This is a genomic window from Bradyrhizobium sp. WU425 (assembly GCF_021052305.1).
In the GTDB taxonomy this organism is placed as follows: Bacteria; Pseudomonadota; Alphaproteobacteria; order Rhizobiales; family Xanthobacteraceae; genus Bradyrhizobium; species Bradyrhizobium canariense_D.
The window spans coordinates 2,590,286-2,609,340 of sequence record NZ_CP088089.1 but is presented as its reverse complement, the minus strand read 5'-3'; the positions used below and the strand labels follow the sequence as shown (position 1 = coordinate 2,609,340).

Genomic DNA, 19,055 nt, shown 5'->3' with positions numbered 1-19,055 from the left:
GTCTCAGATCGACTGACGCAGCGGTCGGAAGGCGGTGCGCATTTCCGCGCAGAACAACGCGGGCTGCTCCCAGGCGGCGAAATGGCCGCCCTTGTCGAGACGGTTGTAGTGCATCAGCCTCGGATAGGCCTTCTCGGTCCAGCTGCGCGGCGCAGCGTAGATCTCGTCCGGGAAGACGCTGACGGCGACCGGGATCTTGATGTGCTTGGGCTCGAAGAACACCAGCTTGTTCTCCCAGTACAGCCGCGCCGACGACACCGCGGTGTTGGTGAGCCAGTAGAGCGCGATGTTGTCGACCACGTCGTCGCGCGACAGCCCTTCCGTCTTGCCGTCGAACACCCGGGCGATCATTGCGGCGCTGCGCGCATCATGGTCGAGCATCCAGGACGCGAGGCCCGCCGGCGAATCCACCAGGCCATAGAGTGTCTGCGGCCGGTTGGACATCTCGATCGCGTAGCCGAGACCGTGCTTGTAGAAGTCCTCGAGCTGATCGTAAGCGTAGCGCTCGTCGGCCGAGAGGTTCGACGGCCGCGATCCGCCGGGCTGAAGCGCCTTGGCGATGTCGTCAGGAACGGTCGCGGGCATGTTGGTGTGGATGCCGAGCAGTTCCGGCGGCGCGATCACCGCCATCTGCTCCGTCACGGCATTGCCCCAATCGCCGCCTTGCGCGACATAGCGGTTGTAGCCGAGCCGCTTCATCAGCACGATCCAGGCACGCGCGACGCGCTGGGGATCCCAGCCCAGCTCCGCCGGCTTGCCGGAGAAACCGTGGCCTGGGAGCGAAGGGATCACGAGATCAAAAGCGTCCGCCGCCGTCGCGCCGTGTGCGGCGGGATCGGTGAGCGGGCCGACGATCTTCATCTGCTCGATGATCGAACCGGGCCAGCCATGCGTGACGATCATCGGCAAGGCATTCCCGTGCCTGGAGCGGACGTGAATGAAATGGATGTCGACGCCGTCGATCTCGGTGACGAATTGCGGCAAGGCATTCAGCCGCGCCTCCATCTTGCGCCAGTCGTAGTCGTTCTGCCAGTAGCTCACGAGCTGCTGCACCGTCGTCAGTTGCACGCCCTGCGATTGATCGGCAACGATCTCACGATCAGGCCAGCGCGTCGCGGCGAGACGGCGACGGAGATCGAGCAGATCCTGCTCGGGCACGCTGACGTGGAACGGGCGAACCGCCCCACTCACGCCGGCCTTCGCAGAATGCAGCGGCAGCAGGCTCGACACGCTTGCCGCGACCGCGGTCATCGCGGCCTGGCTCAACAGTTGACGGCGGTCTGGATTGAGAATGTCGGTACGTGCTTGCGTGGTCATGTTCGATCTCCCTAGCTTTGGTCGGTGACGCTGACCGAATTCGACATCAACGCCTCGGTTCGCCATGCCGAGAGATTGGCGCAGGCCCTGGCAATTTGCTCGTTATGGGTTGTTAGAGCGCGTTAGCCGTTGCGAGCCGCGCGACACCGAGGAGAGCGATCGTCGACTCGCGACGCGCGCCGCCAAAACAACACGGCGCGCGATGAGCTCAGTCATCGCGCGCCGTGTCGGCTTGCATCAGTCGAAGAATCCGTGCTGTCCAGCTCAGGATGGCAGCGGCTGGCCCGCCTGTTCGCGGACGATGTAATCGGCGTACCAATCGGCCCAGTTCTCGTCGTGCCCGCCGGTCCGCTTTTCGTGCTCGCCATGGGCCGCCGCCGCGCGGCGCAGTGCTGCGGCCAGCGCAGCCTGCGAAGCGAATGTCGTGCCGTCGCCCGCGATCCGTCCCGGCAATCGCGTCGTGACCTCCTGGAACAACCAGCCATTGCCGTCGGGATCGCTGAACGACGCATATGAGCCGTAGCTGCCGCGCTTCGGGTCAGCACCGCTCACCCGAACGCTGCCGGAGAGATAAGGCTCGTCGGTCCCCGCGTGAACATCGCCGGCACCGTGGAATGGAGCGCTGACCTCGACGCCGCGGTCCAGCAGATCCTTTCGCGCCGCCTCCAGATCGGAGACGATCAGGTAGAGGCCTCGCACCGAGCCCGGCGCTGCCGCCGTCACGTTCCTGCCAAAAATCACCGAGCAGGCCGAACCTGGCGGCGTGAACTGGATCACGCGCCAATCATCGCCAGAGGCAAAATCGGCGTCCAGTCGCCAACCGAGACGCGCGTAGAAGGCCTTGGCGCGATCAACATCGGACACGGGGATCACGATCACCTCGAGCCTCTGATCAACGCTACGCGATACCGAAGGCTCGTTGGCAGACTTGTTGGAAGGCTTGTTGGAAGGCTTGGCCGCGGCGTCGTGGTCGATTTCGGTAGTGGCCATGTCGAACTCCCTGGGTTGGATTTAAGACGAGCTTCAAGCAGCTGCGATCGGCATCACGATGGTTACGCGTGTGCCGTCCTCTCCCGCCTCGCCCTGCAGCCGGGCGTGAATGCTGCGTGCGAGTCCTTCGAGAATCCGGCTGCCGGTGCCCTGAAGCGGCCCGGTCGCGCCGATCCCGTTGTCTATTACCGTGCAGAACCAGGCGCCGTCGCGATTGGCCGTCTCGATGCGGATCAGTGCGTCATTCCTGTTCGGGAAGGCATGCTTGGCCGCATTCGTTACCAGCTCCGTCAGCATCAGCGCGAGCCGATGGCATTGCGACGCCGGCAGCGTGCCGCTTTCAATTGCAGCCTCGCAGCGGATGCCCGCCGGCTCCAGCACGGCCTCGGAAATCGCTCCGCACAGATTTTCGAAGAAGGCCGCCACCGGGATCGCCGTATGGTCGTCATTGTCGGACAAGAGTTGATAGAGCCTGCCGAAGGCGACAATGCGCCGCTCGAGCCGGTCCGCTGCAAGCGATACGTCCCTGGTACCCGTTCGGGTGAAATCGCGGCGGACTGACGCACCCAGTATCGTTAGCGTGTTCTTCATCCGATGGTGGGATTCCCGCAGCACGAGCTCCCAGTCACGCGACTGATCGTCTAAACTGGCCACAAATTGAGATCGAACGACGTCGTCATTCGGCCGAGCATTGATACCGGACATCGTAGCCTCCCCGTTGGAATTAGCGTCAAACTCGGAACGGATACTGGATGCAGTTCGCGCGCATTGCTCGTTAGACGTTGCAAGATTCTGTTATGATGGGGGTCCGACGACGGGCACTCCGAACGTGAGCTGGTCGGTCAAGCACACTGCCGGGTTGTCCCGATCGCTCCGAAAGAGGCTCGCGTTGAGTACAATTTGCGACGGATCGTCGCGCGCGACCGGCCAATTGCCGGCACCCTCCACGCGATTTCGCCACTTTCGACCAGTTTACTCAGGGTTCCCTTCTGCTAGATCAAAGTGCAGAGTTCAGCTCTCACTGGAATGATTGGCCCGTGCCGGACACTAACGACCAGGATTCGGCCATTGCTTTCGGGCCATTCCGGCTGTTCGCAAAGACGCGGCTGCTCGAGAAGGACGGCGCCCCGGTTCACCTCGGCGGCCGTGCGCTCGACATCCTCGTTTTTCTCGCCGAGCGCGCCGGCGAGGTCGTGGACAAGCGTGAGTTGATCCGGCGGGTCTGGGCCGACGTGAATGTGGACGAAGGCAGCCTGCGCTTTCACATCACGACGCTGCGCAAGGCCTTGGGCGACCCGGGCGAAGGGTCCCGCTACGTCGTCAACGTCCCCGGACGAGGTTATTGCTTCACGGCGGCGCTGCTCCGGGCTGCCCCTTCGGAGAACCGGACCAGCCTGCCCGTTGCTTCGCCGCGCTCGCTGCCCTCGCCGCTGGCGAAGATGATCGGGCGGGACGATGCGGTCCAGAGAATTTCCGCCGAGCTCGCCTTGCATCGCTTCGTCACGATCGTCGGTCCCGGCGGGATCGGCAAGACCTCGGTCGCACTGGCCGTGGCGCATGGCGAGCTCCCGGCCTTCGACGGCCAGGTGTGTTTTGTCGATTTCGGCGCACTGAGGGAGACCCGGCTCGTCGCGGGAACGATCGCGGCCGCGCTGGGCCTGACAGTCAATTCCGACGATCCGGTGCCGGGGTTGCTGACGTTCCTGCGCAACCGGCGGATGCTGATGGTCTTCGACAGTTGCGAGCACATCCTCGACGATCTCGCCCCTCTGGCGGAGCGCATCGTCCGGGAAGCGGGTGGGCTGCATATTCTCGCCACCAGCCGCGAATCCTTCCGCGCCGAAGGTGAGCGTGTCCATCGGCTGTTTCCACTGGATTGCCCGCCACAGCGCGACGGACTCGGCATCGCCGACATCCTTGCCTATCCCGCAACTCAGCTCTTCGTGGAACGCATTGCAGAGAGCCTGAGCGAATTCGAGCTCAGCGAGGAGGATGCGCCGCTTGTGGCCGACATCTGCCGTCGATTGGACGGCATCGCGCTCGCGATCGAGCTCGCGGCCGGGCGTGTGAACGCCTATGGCATTGCCGGCACCGCCTCGCTGCTCGACAGCCGTTTCTCCCTGCTATGGCGCGGCCGGCGCACCGCTGTCCCGCGACACCACACCCTGAGTGCGGCGCTCGCCTGGAGCTATGATTTGCTGCCGGCAACCGAAAGCGCAACGCTGCGCGGATTGTCGGCCTTCGTCGGGCCGTTCACGCTGGAAGCCGCGCTTGCGGTCGCATCCTGTCAGGGCATCGGCGAGGCAGAAGCCGCCGAGGCGATCTCCAACCTGCTTTCCAAATCGCTGATCGCGACCTCGCCTGCGGAGCGGCGGCTGCGCTATCGCCTGCTGGATACGACGCGTGCCTTCGTCGCGGAGAAGCTCGTCGAGAACGGCGAAGCTGACCGCGTCGCACGTGCCCACGCCGAATATTTCCGCGATTTCCTGCGTGACATCGCTCTCAAATCCACGGGCATGCAGAGCGCCGGAGGCTTTCTTCCCTATGCCGACCACCTGCCCAATGTCCGGGCCGCGCTGACCTGGAGCTTTTCGGACGGCGGGGACCGAACGATCGGCGTGGATCTGGCGGCGTCGGCGGCGCAATTCTTTCTCGAGCTGACATTGCTGACCGAATGCTACCGCTGGACCCAGCAGGCGCTGGCGTCCCTCGACGCGAGCGCGGTGGATGGCCGCAATGAAATGATCTTGCAGGCCGCGCTCGGCGTCTCCGCGATGTTCACGCAGGGCAATACCGAAGCGGTCCGCTCGGCATTCACGCGCAGTCTCCAGCTTGCCCAGGAGCTCCAGGATTTGCACTGGCAGCTCTGGCTGCTCCGCGGATTGCACATCTATCTCACCAGGGTCGGAGATTTTCACGGAGCACTCGGAACCGGGGAACAGGGCGAGAGCGTCGCGCGGAAGCTGAACGATCCCGCCAGCACGCTGAACGTCGAATGGATGCTGGGCGTCGCCCATCATTTGATCGGCAACCAGTACAAGGCGGTGCAGCTCTGCGAGAGCGCGATGTTGCATAATCCCGGCTCGCAGCGGCTGAATATCGGCCATCTCGGCTATGACGACCGCATCGTCGCACTGGTGGCGCTGGCACGCGGGCTTTGGCTCACCGGCCGGCCCGATCGTGCGATCGAGGCGTCGAGATACACCGTTCGCGAAGCCGAACTGCTCGAACAGCCGCTCACTCTCGGTATTTCCTTGATCTGGACCATCTACGTGTTCCTCTGGGTCGGCGACTTGGCCAATGCGGAAATCCTGATCGAGCGGCTGATCGATCATTCCGCGCGGCACTTCCTCGGGCCCTATCACGCGGTCGGCATCGGCCAGAAGGGTGAGCTGCTGCTTCGCCGCGGCGACGTCGCCGCCGGCATCGAGCACCTCCGCCGCAGCCAGGCCACGCTGTACGCGACGCGACACCGGATCATGACCACGGTGTTTGCGACCGCGCTCGCGGAGGGACTCGTGGCGCAGAACCAGGCCGACGAAGCCTTGCAGACCATCAACGATGCCATCGCAGAGATTCCCGATCATGGCGAATCCTTCGACATGCCGGAGATGCTCAGGGTCAAGGGCGACATCCTCGCCCGGTCGGGCAATGCCGCGGAGGCCGAAAGCTGCTTCCTGGACTCGCTCGATCTGTCACGCCGCCAAAGCGCGCTCGGCTGGGAGCTGCGGGGAGCAATTAGTCTCGGCCGGGTTTGGCGCGGGGCCGGAAAAGCCGCCGACGCACGCGCCCTGCTCGCCCCCCTCGTCGCGCGGTACCAGGAGGGCCTCCAGACCCGTGATCTCGTCGCCGCCAGGGAGCTCCTTGCGGCGCTGAATTGAGAGTATCTTCAATGAGATACCGCAAGGCTATCCGCTCGCAACTCCTAACAAATTCTAACACGCCAAGCCGCATCCGCCCCGCCATGGTGGTGGCACTTCATGGTGGATATGGCGGGACATGGCGCTTCTTGACGATGTAATTGATGCCAGCGGCGGAATGGCCCGCTGGAATAGCTTGAGCCGGTTCACGCTTCACCTCTCCGTCGCGGGAACGCTGTTCTCCAGCACCGGACATGCCAGCGAATTCAAGGACGTGACGGCGGAGGGCTCGACCCGCACGCAATCGGTCCGCTTCACCGGCATCACCGGAGGCGAACACTCCGGCTCGTTTCAGCCGGACGCGATCACGATCGAAAGCCTCGAAGGTGAGATTCTGCGGACCTGGCGCAATCCGAGTCTTGCGTTCACCGAGGCCGGTTCGCCCGCGCTCGCGGGCGAGCTGCATCTCGTCTTCTTCTGCGGCGTCGCGATCTGGAATTATCTGACCAATCCATTCCTGCTCGCCCATCCCGATGTCTTGGTGGAGGAGCTGCCGCCGTGGCAGGAGAATAACGAGTCATGGCGGCGGCTGCGGGCGCAATTCCCACCGAGCCTGATCACGCTCGCGCCCGAACAGATCTTCTATTTCGACGAGAACGCATTGCAACGGCGGACCGATCACGATCTGTTCGGAATGAAAGTCGCGCATTACTCCTGGGCCCATGACAGCTTCGGCGGCATCGTGGTGCCGACGCTCCGACGCGCGCAGACGCTGCGGCCCGACGGAACCGTGGTCGCCAAGCCCGTGCTGATGGATGTCGAGATCTTTGACGCCGTCTTCGAGTAGCGGCCCGCGCGATATCTCCAACTCTCAACGTCTAACAATACATAACGAGCCAACAGTCAGCCTTGAGCGCAGATTGGGGTCGCGAGCAACGAACGACGTGACGTGCTCGAACGAGACCCAGCTCCGCGCATCTCCACCGCAATGGAGCGCGTCATCGCAGCAAACGCACTCAAGGAGAACGGTCATGAAAATATTGATGGTCATCACCTCGCACGATCAGCTCGGCAACACCGGGCGCAAGACGGGCTTCTGGCTCGAGGAGCTCGCCGCCCCCTATTTCATCTTTAGGGATTCCGGGGCCGAGATCACCCTCGCCTCGCCGAAAGGCGGCCGTCCGCCGCTCGACCCCAAGAGCAACGAGCGCGAATTCCGCACCGACCTGACGCTACGCTTCGAGGCCGACGTCGCCGCCGAAGCCCAACTCGACAAGACGGTTCGCCTCGACAGCGTCAAGCAGGAAGATTTCGACACCGTCTTCTATCCCGGCGGTCACGGCCCGATGTGGGACCTCGCCGAGGACAAGGACTCGGTCAAGCTCATCGAATCCTTCCTTGCCGCCGGCAAGACAGTCGCCGTGGTCTGCCATTCGACTGGTGCGCTGCGCCACGTCAAGACGCCCGACGGCAAGCCCCTGGTTCAGGGCAAGGAGGTGACCGGTTTCACCAATGGTGAAGAGGAGGACGTCGGCCTCACCAAGGTGGTGCCTTTCCTGGTCGAAGACGAAATGCTGAAGCTTGGCGCCGTCTTCTCGAAGACGGCAAACTGGGGCGTTCACGTCGTCACCGACGGCCTCTTGATCGCGGGCCAGAACCCGCACTCCTCGGGTCCGGCCGCGCAGGCCCTGCTCGCCGCCCTGAAGGGCGAGCCGCTGGCGCGCGCGTCGTAAAGCCCAGATGCGGCACATCGCGAGAGGCGCCCGCGATGGTGCCTCTCGACGCCGCCGTCACAAGGGGATGTCCCCTACTTGCGACACATCTTCACCTCACATGCCGAATTCGGAGCGATGACATGAACATCCCAGCCACTCTTGCCCTATCGGCCGCTTTGGCCTGCGCGACCGTGCAGGCCTCGGCACAGGATCTGCGATCGAGCCGGCGCTCGATCAGCTATCACAAGACCGATATCCGGGGTCTCGAGATTTTCTACCGCGAGGCTGGGCCCACCGACGCTCCGACGGTGCTGCTGCTCCACGGATTTCCCTCGTCGTCGCGGATGTGGGAGCCGCTGATGCCGCTGCTCGCCGACAAATATCATCTCATCGCGCCGGACTATCCCGGCTTCGGCAACAGCAGCGCGCCGCCGCCATGCGACTTCACCTATACGTTCGACAACATCGCCGCCGTGATCGGCGAGCTCACAACGAAGCTCGGCCTCACCGACTACGTCCTGTTCATGCAGGACTACGGAGGCCCTGTCGGCTTCCGCATGGCGCTGGCGCATCCCGAACGCGTCCGCGGTGTCATCGTCCAGAACGCGGTTTCGCACGAGCAGGGGCTGAGCCCGCTCTGGAATGCGCGCAGGAAGTACTGGGCCGACCCGGCGCACGAGGTCGAGGCGCTCAAGGCCAACTTTACGTCCCTGGAGGCGACGCGTCAGCGGCATCTCGGCTCCAGTCCGCGTCCCGAGCGCTATGACCCCGACACCTGGATCGACGAATACGCGCTCCTGACGCGTCCCGGCCAGGCCGAGATTCAGACCACGCTGTTCCTGGATTACCGGACCAACGTCGCCTCCTATCCGAAATGGCAGGCTTGGTTGCGCCAGACGCGGCCACCGACGCTGGTGGTCTGGGGCGAATACGATCCGTCATTCGCCGTCGCAGGCGCGACGGCCTATCGCGACGACGTGCCGGATGCCGAGGTTCACATTCTCGAAGCCGGCCACTTCGCGCTGGATGAAGCCACCGACGAGATCGCTTTGCTTGTCCGCGACTTCCTGGGGCGGCTGGCTGGACACAAGGGTTGAGCGCTGATGGACGCGCTCAGCAGCGAGAAGAGACGGTCGTATCGACTGTTCAGGCCCCCGGTTCGTTCAACATGCGCCGTGCTGCAATGAGATCGGCGGTCTCGAACCCTTCGGAGAACCGGGCATAGGTTTGAGCGAGCTGTTCGAGCGGATTTTGCACATGCTGCCGGGTTCGAAGCCGCGCCAGCGACATCTCGGCTCGCAGCCGCCACGATAGCGCGCCCTGCTGTTCGGCGAGCGAGATCGAGGCGACAAGATCGGCCTCGGCCGCGTCGGGATTGCCGCCCTGGATCTCCAGCTCTCCCCGCAGACGGAGCAGCTCGGGCATGTCGAACGCGCCGCCTTCCCGCTCGACCCGCAGAATGGTTTCGTAAAGAACCTGAATGCCTTCCGTCAATTGTCCCAAGCTGACCAGGCCCCGAGACAGATCCGCGGCGAACGCCGAGGCATAGAGTTCGTAGCGGTCGGCATGCAGGCGTGGAAGCGCACTCCGCATCAGGTCGACGCCGCCGGCCGCCTCGCCCCGAGCGATCATGCTCTGCGCCCGAAAACCCGCCGCGACGGCTTCGTAAGGCACGAGCCCGTGCATGCTCGCATGCGCGGTCAGACGACCGGTCATGGCCTCGACCGACGACCAGTCGCCGAGCCAGCCGAATACCGAAGCGGACCAGCATAATGCGATACAATGCATGACCACGTCATGCGGCGCCGAAGCGCCGACCAGCGGCCGGATGCATTCGAGCGCACGATCGGGAAAGCCGCGCAGCCATAGCACGCGCGCGAGCGGAATTTGCGGTGTGCGTGAATAGGCGAAATGCCCGGGTTGGGTGCCGCGGAGCGCAGCGTCGTCTCGCAGGCCCTGGTCGAGATGAGCCTGCGCCGCGGCCTGGTCTCCGGCGAGGTGATATGACACGCCGAGCAGCGCTTTGCTCCCGGCGATGCCCGCGGTATCGCCGATGACGCGGGCAATCCGCTCGGCGTGAAGCGCAGTCGGCACCAGATGCCGATAGCGACCGGTCCGGCGGTAGAACATGTTGAGCCGGGACAACAGCCTGAATGTGTTGGCGTGATCGGAAAGCGCTTCCGCTATTTCCAGCCCGCGCCTGAGCGCCGCTTCCGCCTGCTCGCTGTTACGTTCGGTGAACATCAAGGCGTGACCGAGCGTCGACTGAAGTTCGAGCTCCCATGCGCCGCCCCGGTCGGCCTCGTCCAGCATTGCGAGTGCGCGATCGGACCAGATGCGGGCCTCGTTCAGCAAATTGAGTTCGACGAACAGCCTTGTGCAGCTGCCGGCGAGCGGCGCGCGCAAGCCGGCGCCGTCGTCGTTGGCATAAGCCCATTGCAGCGCAGCGCGGGCATCGGCGAGCAGGCTCGCGCTTTCCTGCAAACGTGACGCATGATCGCTGCCCTCCTTGTCCCTCATGCCCGCTTCGAGCGTGCATTGAACATAGAGAGCATGACGATGCGCGATCTGCGCCAGCTGTCCGCCGTCGGCCAGTTTCTGCAGGGCATAGGCACGCGTTGCGTCGAGCAGGCGATAGCGCCGCGATGCGCCGTCCGGCTGGGTGGAAACCAGCGACTTCACCACGAGTTGCTCCAGGGCCTCGACGACGCGATCCTCCGCCATCTCCGCCCCGGCCGCGACTGCTATCGCGCCCCTCAACGTGAAGTGACCTGCGAAGACGGCGAGGCGCTGAAATACGATCCGCTCGCTCTCGCCGATCAGACCGAAACTCCAGTCGAGCGTAGCGCCGAGCGTCTGCTGCCGCGGCGGCGCCGTCCGCCGCCCGCGCCATTCGAGCTGCAGCCGGTTGTCGAGCAGCGCCGCCATCTCGCGCAGTCCATAGAGACCGACACGTGCGGCAGCCAGCTCGATCGCCAGCGCGATGCCGTCGAGCTTGCCGCAAATCCGGGCCAGGACTTCGGCATCCTCGTCGGTGATGTCGTCGCGATGCCCCGCCGCGACGGCGCGATCGACGAACAGGCGCACGGCGGGAAAAGCGAGCACCTCGCCGGCACTGAGGCGGGTGCCCTGCGGCGGACCGGGGAGCGAAACGAGCTCGAAAATCTGCTCGCCTTCCACCAGCAGCGACTCGCGGCTGGTTGCGAGGATGACGATGCCAGGCGCCTCCCGGTAGATGTTTTCTGCAAGGCGCGCGACCTCCTCGATGACGTGCTCGCAGCTGTCGAGCACGAGAAGCAGCCGGCGGCCGCGCAGGAAATTGACGATGCTGGCCGAGGGGTCCTCGTGGTGCACGACGAGGCCCAACGCGGCTGCAACCGTGCTCGCGACCAGCGCTCCGTCCTTGAGCGGACCGAATTCGAGGAAATGGACGTTGCCGTCGAAGCTATCGCACATCTCGTGCGCGAGCGCAGTCGCAACGGTGGTCTTTCCGATGCCGCCCGGCCCTCGCAGCGTGACGAAGCGATCGCGGAGCAAGCGCGCTGCCAACTCGGCCACGGCGTCCTCCCGCCCGACCATCCGGTCCAATCGGCGCGGTAGCGACGGTGGCGGCGCGGCCCTTTCAGGCACACGCGACGCCGGTGTAGCCACCTCCGCGCGCCCGCCACGCCGCACGGGCGCGACAAAGCAATAGCCCCGGCCCGGGATGTTGGTGATGTAGCGGGCACCATCCTTTCCGTCGCCGAGCACCTTGCGCAGCTCCGCGACATGGACGCGCAGGCTGACCTCCTCGACGGAAAGTCCGGACCACGCATAGCCGAGAATTTCGTTCTTCGGGACCACTTCGCCGGCGCGACTGACCAGCAGGCGCAAAATATCCATCGCACGGCTGCCGAGCCTGACCGGCAAGCCATCCTTCTCCAGCAGCCGCGACCGCAGCGAAAATGGCCCGAACGCGACGGCATCGAAATCTGGGATCGCCGCGGCGTCGCGGCCGCGGGGGCCCTGTCCTGCCGAGAGCTCGATCACTTTTGACTCATCTTGACGGCCGCTCCAGCGAAATGCGGCGCGACTATACCCGGCGCCAGTGCGAGGTCCAGCGAGGGCAACCCACAGAACTCACACCTCCACATCGATCTCCACGCCATGACCGGTGCTCTCCTGAGTCGTGTCGGGGATACGCAAATGTCTGATAAACTGTACAAAAACGACGCTTCCTGAGACGGGATGCCGCACCTTATGCGCTCCCACAAAAACTAACACATCCTAATCACCACTAACGAGCTTGCAGGTCAGCTCACGCCTATCCTCTCACCATGGAAAACGTGGGCTTTGCGCGTTTGCTGGTTGCAAACAGCGGAGAACGCCCGGAGAGGACGAACGATGTTGACCAATTTGCAGGCAGGTGATGCCTGGATTGAATTTCCGGGCACCTCGGGGGATTGCGAGTTCCCCCGGGCAACACACGCGATCATTCGGGAGCGTCAATGGCGTCAGATCGATCCGCGCACGGGAGCGGCGGCCGAGGACATCGCGATCTCGCGATGGGAAGACCCGCGGAGCACCTCGTCGCACCAAGCGACGACGCCCGAGGATCGCTATTTCGTCGGCATCGCCCTCAAGACCACGCGCGCGAAACTGACCCGGGATCGCCAGGTCATTTTCGACGGGACCATGCCCGCGGGCACACTGTATCTCACCGCGCCGTCAAAGCCCCTCGCCGTACAATTCCAGTCGCCATGCGCCTTCTTGCACTTTTACATCTCCGCGGATCAATTTCCGGCACAATTTTCCGGAACTGAAGGTTTGAATGATCTCGTCCTGTTGCGCGATCCGCTCGCGGCCGAGCTTGCCAAGGCGCTGATCGAACTTGGCGACGCCGCGGACCACGAGTTCACGCGCTGCATTGGCCAAACCCTCGCGATGCATCTGGCACGGCTGGAATTGCCACGCGCCAAGGTCAATGCCCTGCCGAAATGGCGGCTGCGGCGCGTCGAGCAATATATCGCCGATCATTTCCACCGCTGCATCAGCCTGTCCGAGCTCGCCAATGTCGCCGGCCTGTCCAGAATGCACTTTGCGGCGCAATTCCGCGTCGCGACCGGTTATCGCCCCCGCGAATATCTGCTCAATCACCGGATCGAGCAGGCCAAGACGTTGCTGGCGACCACCGAGCGGCCGCTGGCCGAGATCGCACTCGCCGTCGGCTTCAGCACGCAGGCGCATTTTTCGACTGTCTTCAAGCGCATCACCGATCAATCCCCGGCACGCTGGCGCCTCGCCAGCAAGGGCGAACGGCGAGAGGTGCAAGCACTCCCGCCGCGTCGTCCTGCTACGGAGAGGGACTGGATCAGCGCAGCCGCGTAAGCATTCGCTCGCGCCCTCATCCTCCCGGGCCTGCGAGCCACTCGGGGCCGTCCCTGCACCCACACAGGACGGCCCCTTTTTTTCTACACCGGATCGAAAGCCCGGATCGGCGGCAGATTGCCGGTGAACTTCTCGACCTCGGCTGTCGTGAGCTGACCGGTGCAGCCTTGCGCAAAGGACGACGTGCCGACGTCGCGGGTGAGCACGTTCGGATTGCCGTGCACGCAGAGCGGCGCGTCGTCTTCGGGGTCCATCGGGTCGTACCAGGCGCCGGTCGGGAGCTGGACCACGCCGGGCGCGATGCCGTCGGTGACGTGGACCGCGGCGAGACAGGCGCCGCGCGCGTTGAACAGCCGGATGATGTCGCCGTGCTTGATCCCGCGTGCGTCAGCGTCCCGTGGGTTCATGCGCGCGACCTCGCGGCCGCGATGTTTGCTTTGAAGCGAATGTCCGCCGAAATCGAGCTGGCTATGCAGACGCGTCACCGGCTGGTTGGCGACCAGGAAGCACGGCGCCCCCGGCTTGGGCGTGTCGGACTTCTCCAGCCAGACCGGATGGCCCGGGCAATCCGCATCACCATGACCTGCGATCTTGGCAGAGAATATTTCGATGCGACCGCTCGGCGTGGGCAAAGCATGATTGACGGGATCGTCGCGGAAGCGGCGCAGCCGGCCACCGTCGTCGGGCTGCTGCGGCACCACCAGGCTGCCGCGCCGCCAGAACTCTTCGAAGCTCGGCGCTTCCAGGCCGCGCGCTTCGAGCGAGGCGCGGGTCGGCTCATAAAGATGTTCCAGCCACTGACGTGACGTCCGCCCCTCGGTGAAGGGCTCGCGCGCACCGAGACGGTCGGCGAGATCGGCGAAGATCTCGTAGTCGTCGCGCGCAAGGCCGAACGGCTCGGCGATCCGGTGCATCGCGACCATCAGGGGATCGTTGCTGGAATAGCCGATGTCTTCGCGTTCGAGCGTCATCGTCGAGGGCAGCACGATGTCGGCATGCCGGGCCGTGGCAGTCCATGCGAGCTCGTGCACGACCAGCGTGTCGACTTTCGCAAACGCCTTGCGCAGGCGGTTGATGTCCTGGTGGTGATGGAAGGGATTGCCGCCGGCCCAGTAGACAAGGCGGATATCCGGATAGGTGCGCGTCTCGCCGTTGTAGCGATAGGCGCTGCCGGGATTGAGCAGCATGTCGGCGATGCGCGCCACCGGAATGAAATCGCGGACAGCGTTGCGGCCCTGCCCCAATGTCGGCCCCGGCACGTCGTTGACGCGGCGACCGTAATAGCCGATTGCCCCCAACGAATAGGCGTAGCCGCCGCCGGAGAGGCCGATCTGGCCGAGCGCTGCCGCCAGCACCATGCCCATCCACACCGGCTGCTCGCCATGCTCGGCGCGCTGGAGCGAATGAGAGACGGTGATGAGCGCGCGCTTGCCGGCGAGCCGGCGCGCCAGCTTGCGGATTGTGTCGGTGTCGACGCCGCAGACCGCGGCGGCCCATTCGGCGTGCTTGGGTTGGCCGTCGCTCTCGCCGGTGAGATAGCGCAGGAAGACCGGCCAGCCCTCGGTGTAGCGATCGAGGAAGGCCTGGTCGTGCAGGTTCTCCGCGATCAGCGTATGAACGATGCCGAGCATCAGCGCGGTGTCGGTCCCGGGCACGCAGGTCATCCACTCGGCGCCGGCCTCGACGGGCAGGTCTTCGCGCAACGGGCTGACCAGGATGAACTCGCAGCCGCGGCGGCGCGCAGCTTCCATCGCGCCGCGCTCGACATGCTTGCTGATCGAGCCGCCTGCGACCATCGAGTTCTTCAGCGCCATGCCGCCGAACGCCAGCACGATGTCGGTATCAGCCGCGATCTGCTCCCAGGTGACATTGCGCTTGGTGATATCCTCGTAGCCGCAGAGGATCTGCGGCAGCAGCACCGAGGACGCGCCGGAGGAATAGGAGTTCACCGAGCGCACATAGCCGCCCAAGGCGATGTTGAGGAAGCGATGCACCTGGCTCTGGGCGTGGTGGAAGCGGCCCGCGCTCGACCAGCCATAGGAGCCGCCGAACACCGCGCCGGGGCCGCGCGTGTCACGGATGCGTGCCAGCTCGTCGCCGAGCAGATCGAGCGCCTTTTCCCAGCTGACGGATACGAATTCATCGCGGCCGCGGCGATCGTCCGGACCCGGACCGCGTTCGAGCCAGCCGCGGCGGATCGCCGGCTGGGTGATGCGCGCCTGATGGCGTAGCGCGCCGGGAAAATTGTCGATGATGCGGTTCGGATCGGGATCGCGCGCATAGGCCCTGACCTCGAGCCCGGCCTCGCCTTGACGTGCCGAGAACACGCCCCAATGCGAGGTGTGCGGCTTGAAGCCGTCGGACAGGTCGAGGCCGGGGTCGGGGAAGCCAATCGTATCGTCCATCGTCGCATTCCTTGTTCCGGTCGCGGCACTGTCCCGGCCGCACCGATGTCATCCGCGTCGCAGTATAGCGATCCGCGCTTCGATGTCGTCGGGTCAGGGCCGGCGAAAATGCCGGGCGCTCGTGCAAGGACAGATTGGCGAACGTTCGCAGGAACGACCCGGCGGCGATTTTTCGTCCAATTTGTGCTTTTATTTTCAACGCTTTAGTCGGTTGCATTCAGAGCCGCGCGGTCCGTCTTTCGGTGAGACTTGGCGCGAGATCTCTTTGCGACGACACTGACATTGAAATGTGCGATATGCCGCCCGTCACACACAACATCGGTCCCATCATGATCAAGCGCGTCTTGCCCTACGAGGGTCTGCTCCACGAAGTGGTCGAGCATCATGGCGTGCTCTACATCGGTGGAATCGTCCCAGAGGACACGAGCCTCGACATGTCGGGCCAGGCAAATGACGTCCTCGGGCAGTTGGCGCAGCTGCTCAAGACCCTCGGATCCGATCTGAGCAACGTCTTGCAGGTGACCATCTACATGACGAGCCTCAAGGAGAAGGCAGACTTCAACGCGGCCTGGAAGGCGCATTTTGCAGAGGCTCATCTGCCGGCGCGCGCCGCAATCGGCGTGGCGGATCTCGGTCCCGGCGTCAAACTCGAGATCACGGCCATCGCCGCTCGACAATAGTGGCATGCCAGGGCGCCGCAAAGAACCTCACACCAAACCCATTGTGTTCTCGGCAAGATCCACCTCAGATTAGCGCCGCTCGTGAAGGATAACCGCCACGAGCGACGTTACTGTCAGCACGATTCCTAGCCCGACGGCCGGATCGCTGGCGACAATCGCCGCGAGAGAGGCACCGCATGCAGCGCCCGCCATTTGCGAGAATCCGAACAGGGCTGCGGCGATACCGGCCTTGCTGCCAAACGGCGACAGCGCTGCCGCGCTCGACAGCGGGCTCACTATTCCCACGCCGAACAGAAAGACGGAAGCCGCTAACAGAAATGGCAGCAGCGCGCCGTTCGCGAGCAGCACCGCGCAAAGCAGCCCGGCGCCTCCGAGGACGGTTAGTCCCAAGCCGACCGACGTCGCACGGCAGGAACCAACCCGCGCCGATAGCCTAGGCGCCAGCATGCCGGCCGCAAACACCAGGAAGACCACGCCCGCAAATAGCTCACCAAGTGTGATTGGCAAGAATCCAAACGATTCGAGCAGCACCCGCGGCGCGCTGGAGAAAATCGCGAAAAGACCGGCCATCACCAGTCCAGCGGTTCTAGCAGGCGCAACGAACCGGCGATCCCGAACAAGCTCCAGATAGAAGCCGGCAATTTTGAGCGGATTCAGAGAACGACGCGCGCCGTCATTGGTTTCGCCGACGAAGGTCGCATAGGCCAAAGCCGTGCAGAGCGCGAAGGCCGCGACAAAGGCAAATTCCGAGCGCCAGCCAAAGAATAGATCGAGCGCACTCCCTAGCAGCGGTGAAAAGCCTGGGGCGGCCGCGGTTGCCATGGTGATCGAGGCCATGACCTTTGCAAGTGCCTGGCCATCGAACAGATCCCGGGCGATCGCACGTGAAAGCACCGAAGCCGCACATGCGCCGCAAGCCTGCATTGATCGGCCGATCAGCAGGCTCGATAGATCGCGCGCGAAAGCGCACCAGATCGTACCGGCGATGAAAATTCCGAGCCCTATCAGAATCGGCATGCGTCGCCCGAACCGGTCCGACAGCGGGCCGGCAATCAATTGCCCTATGGCGAAAATCGCCAGAAAGATCGTGAAGGCCGACGTGACCGCCGCGCTGGATACATGGAAATCGGCCGCGATGACCGGCAGCGAAGGCAAGAAGATGTTGGTCGCAAGGATTCCTGTCGCCGCCAGGGCACAAATCACTATTCTGCGCGCCGCCGCCCCTGCTTGACGTCCGTGCCCCGCCGCAGAAACCGTGCCCTCGACTTCAATGGACATGCTGCGCTCCCAAGTCCTGTCCAGATGCGGCGAGGCAGGGACGCCTGATCACCTACCCCACTGCATGCTGGCCGGACGCATGCCATCCTGAACAACCACTGCTTGGGTGTCGTCCTGCGAATGTGGGAGGAGCGCGCAAATATTTGCTGCTTCTGGGTGCTGCAATGAGCGCCCTCTCTCCTATCCCGCCAGGGGCGTCGTATAGCCTGCAACCAGCTTGACGAGATCCGCCTGGCGCGCGGTGCCTGTTTTTTCAAACAACCGGCTGACATGCGTCCTAACCGTACTATCGGCGACCCCGAACGCCATAGCGACCTCAGGAACGCCACCGACCTCGACGATGGCCAGCAACACGCGGAGTTCGGTCGGCGTCAGCTTGAACGCGCTGCCGATGGCTCCGGGAATAGAAGCAACCGCCAGCGACGCCTTGCGAACGAACAAGGCCGCCGTGGCGGTGTAAACAATACCAGCACGCCGACGCGCGCCTGACGTGAGGGGCAATGCATGGGCCACATAGCGGTCGCCCTCCCTGCCGGTCAGCGGCAACGCGATGCCCCTTATACCAAGTGCGGCATCGCCCTGCCCCGCGGTGGCGAAGACATCTCGCAGGGTGCGGTCGACCTGAGGATCGCTGGCGACCAGCCGCCCGCCCACGGAACTCAGAATATCACGAGCGTCGAGAATGGCATTGCCGGCCGTATTGGCGTGAATGAGACGTCCACCGGGATCGACGAGATACATGCCAGCACCGAGCCCGTCCAACGTGTCAACGAACGTCGCGAGTTCAGCGGCCTTGAACTCGAACATCTTGCCGATCACGACGGCACGCCTGATATGCGGCGCGATCAGCCTCATTTGCCGGCGCGCGTGCTCGTCGACGAGCCCATTTCGCCGGTGGCGGAAGACCCCGAAAATAGCTGTGCTGACCGTGGTCCTGTCGACAACCGCGCTGACAAAATCGACAAGCCCCTGGGGCTCGGCCCACTGCCGGTATAGTTCACTCTGGGTGAGTGCTGCGAAAGACATCAAATCGGTCGTCGCGATCGGCTGCTCGAGGTCACCGAGAAAGTGCCCCTCCGCGGAGGAATAAATCTGCCGAAAGAGTTCGACCCGCAACGGCACGTCAAATCCAAAGCGATGGGGCACCGTGGCGTGCTGGACACCGACGTCCTTGCAGAACAGCCCGCCTGCTGCGCCGCCAACGAATTGCACGATGCTGACGATGGCGTCTTCCCAACGAGAGGGATCGATGGCGGCATCGTAGATGACGCTGATCAGGTCGCTCAGTTGCTGCTGATCATCTGAATTGTCTTTCGACGATTCCGAAACCGACCGCGGATGTGAAACCCTGTTCATTCGAAGACGCGCCCTCGGTGTGAGGATAGCTGTGAGACAACTTTAAGCTTTTCCGCTGATAGCGAGCCGGTATCGCGCTCAAATCAT

13 protein-coding genes are annotated in these 19,055 nt (G+C 64.1%); 6 read left to right on the top strand and 7 right to left on the bottom strand.

What is annotated here, in order from left to right; translation table 11 throughout:
- Nucleotides 1–3 precede the first annotated feature (3 nt).
- The 3 genes from BcanWU425_RS12380 to BcanWU425_RS12370 form a co-directional block, all read right to left on the bottom strand.
- Nucleotides 4–1,317, bottom strand: a complete 1,314-nt coding sequence (locus BcanWU425_RS12380) for an epoxide hydrolase family protein (RefSeq protein ID WP_085348995.1) — start codon at nucleotides 1,315–1,317, stop codon at nucleotides 4–6.
- Nucleotides 1,318–1,581: 264 nt separating this feature from the next.
- Complete coding sequence (locus tag BcanWU425_RS12375; RefSeq protein WP_085348994.1) at nucleotides 1,582–2,307, bottom strand: VOC family protein; 726 nt, start codon at nucleotides 2,305–2,307, stop codon at nucleotides 1,582–1,584.
- Nucleotides 2,308–2,340: 33 nt separating this feature from the next.
- The gene (locus BcanWU425_RS12370; RefSeq protein WP_085348993.1) at nucleotides 2,341–3,012 is read right to left on the bottom strand and encodes a sensor histidine kinase; all 672 of its coding nucleotides are present in this window, start codon (nucleotides 3,010–3,012) and stop codon (nucleotides 2,341–2,343) included.
- Nucleotides 3,013–3,344: 332 nt separating this feature from the next.
- Between BcanWU425_RS12370 and BcanWU425_RS12365 the strand changes: the two genes are divergently transcribed.
- From BcanWU425_RS12365 to BcanWU425_RS12350, 4 genes are all read left to right on the top strand, one after another.
- A complete protein-coding gene (locus tag BcanWU425_RS12365) occupies nucleotides 3,345–6,188 on the top strand; it encodes an ATP-binding protein (RefSeq protein WP_204511959.1) in 2,844 nt (947 codons plus the stop codon).
- Between the two features lie 118 nt (nucleotides 6,189–6,306).
- Nucleotides 6,307–7,014 (top strand): hypothetical protein, encoded by a 708-nt coding sequence (locus tag BcanWU425_RS12360; RefSeq protein WP_085348991.1) that lies wholly within the window; start codon nucleotides 6,307–6,309, stop codon nucleotides 7,012–7,014.
- A 184-nt stretch (nucleotides 7,015–7,198) separates the two neighbouring features.
- The gene (locus BcanWU425_RS12355; RefSeq protein ID WP_085361023.1) at nucleotides 7,199–7,900 is read left to right on the top strand and encodes a type 1 glutamine amidotransferase domain-containing protein; all 702 of its coding nucleotides are present in this window, start codon (nucleotides 7,199–7,201) and stop codon (nucleotides 7,898–7,900) included.
- A 122-nt stretch (nucleotides 7,901–8,022) separates the two neighbouring features.
- Complete coding sequence (locus BcanWU425_RS12350; RefSeq protein ID WP_204511960.1) at nucleotides 8,023–8,979, top strand: alpha/beta fold hydrolase; 957 nt, start codon at nucleotides 8,023–8,025, stop codon at nucleotides 8,977–8,979.
- Between the two features lie 49 nt (nucleotides 8,980–9,028).
- Here the strand turns inward: BcanWU425_RS12350 and BcanWU425_RS12345 are convergent, their stop codons facing one another.
- On the bottom strand, nucleotides 9,029–11,911 hold the full coding sequence (locus BcanWU425_RS12345) for an ATP-binding protein (protein WP_204511961.1): 2,883 nt from the start codon (nucleotides 11,909–11,911) through the stop codon (nucleotides 9,029–9,031).
- Nucleotides 11,912–12,265: 354 nt separating this feature from the next.
- On the opposite strand from BcanWU425_RS12345, the gene BcanWU425_RS12340 reads away from it, so the two are divergent.
- Nucleotides 12,266–13,249 (top strand): helix-turn-helix domain-containing protein, encoded by a 984-nt coding sequence (locus tag BcanWU425_RS12340; protein WP_018460351.1) that lies wholly within the window; start codon nucleotides 12,266–12,268, stop codon nucleotides 13,247–13,249.
- 83 nt (nucleotides 13,250–13,332) lie between these two features.
- On the opposite strand, the gene BcanWU425_RS12335 is transcribed toward BcanWU425_RS12340, so the two are convergent.
- Nucleotides 13,333–15,654 carry a molybdopterin guanine dinucleotide-containing S/N-oxide reductase gene (locus BcanWU425_RS12335; RefSeq protein ID WP_204511962.1) on the bottom strand — a complete coding sequence of 774 codons (2,322 nt, stop codon included), beginning with the start codon at nucleotides 15,652–15,654 and terminating at the stop codon, nucleotides 13,333–13,335.
- A 287-nt stretch (nucleotides 15,655–15,941) separates the two neighbouring features.
- Here BcanWU425_RS12335 and BcanWU425_RS12330 point away from each other — a divergent pair, with 287 nt between their 5' ends.
- Nucleotides 15,942–16,334, top strand: a complete 393-nt coding sequence (locus BcanWU425_RS12330) for a RidA family protein (protein WP_018460353.1) — start codon at nucleotides 15,942–15,944, stop codon at nucleotides 16,332–16,334.
- A gap of 69 nt (nucleotides 16,335–16,403) precedes the next feature.
- Here the strand turns inward: BcanWU425_RS12330 and BcanWU425_RS12325 are convergent, their stop codons facing one another.
- Both BcanWU425_RS12325 and BcanWU425_RS12320 read right to left on the bottom strand, forming a co-directional pair.
- A complete protein-coding gene (locus tag BcanWU425_RS12325) occupies nucleotides 16,404–17,612 on the bottom strand; it encodes a multidrug effflux MFS transporter (protein ID WP_085384002.1) in 1,209 nt (402 codons plus the stop codon).
- Nucleotides 17,613–17,792: 180 nt separating this feature from the next.
- Nucleotides 17,793–18,968 carry a helix-turn-helix transcriptional regulator gene (locus tag BcanWU425_RS12320; protein ID WP_018460355.1) on the bottom strand — a complete coding sequence of 392 codons (1,176 nt, stop codon included), beginning with the start codon at nucleotides 18,966–18,968 and terminating at the stop codon, nucleotides 17,793–17,795.
- Nucleotides 18,969–19,055: the final 87 nt, after the last annotated feature.

Excerpts from the sequence above, each read along its gene's own strand:
- BcanWU425_RS12380 (WP_085348995.1), bottom strand. The coding sequence starts at position 1,317 with ATGACCACGCAAGCACGTACCGACATTCTCAATCCAGACCGCCGTCAA.
- BcanWU425_RS12375 (WP_085348994.1), bottom strand. The coding sequence starts at position 2,307 with ATGGCCACTACCGAAATCGACCACGACGCCGCGGCCAAGCCTTCCAAC.
- BcanWU425_RS12370 (WP_085348993.1), bottom strand. The coding sequence starts at position 3,012 with ATGTCCGGTATCAATGCTCGGCCGAATGACGACGTCGTTCGATCTCAA.
- BcanWU425_RS12360 (WP_085348991.1), top strand. The coding sequence starts at position 6,307 with ATGGCGCTTCTTGACGATGTAATTGATGCCAGCGGCGGAATGGCCCGC.
- BcanWU425_RS12355 (WP_085361023.1), top strand. The coding sequence starts at position 7,199 with ATGAAAATATTGATGGTCATCACCTCGCACGATCAGCTCGGCAACACC.
- BcanWU425_RS12350 (WP_204511960.1), top strand. The coding sequence starts at position 8,023 with ATGAACATCCCAGCCACTCTTGCCCTATCGGCCGCTTTGGCCTGCGCG.
- BcanWU425_RS12340 (WP_018460351.1), top strand. The coding sequence starts at position 12,266 with ATGTTGACCAATTTGCAGGCAGGTGATGCCTGGATTGAATTTCCGGGC.
- BcanWU425_RS12335 (WP_204511962.1), bottom strand. The coding sequence starts at position 15,654 with ATGGACGATACGATTGGCTTCCCCGACCCCGGCCTCGACCTGTCCGAC.
- BcanWU425_RS12330 (WP_018460353.1), top strand. The coding sequence starts at position 15,942 with ATGTGCGATATGCCGCCCGTCACACACAACATCGGTCCCATCATGATC.
- BcanWU425_RS12325 (WP_085384002.1), bottom strand. The coding sequence starts at position 17,612 with ATGTCCATTGAAGTCGAGGGCACGGTTTCTGCGGCGGGGCACGGACGT.
- BcanWU425_RS12320 (WP_018460355.1), bottom strand. The coding sequence starts at position 18,968 with ATGAACAGGGTTTCACATCCGCGGTCGGTTTCGGAATCGTCGAAAGAC.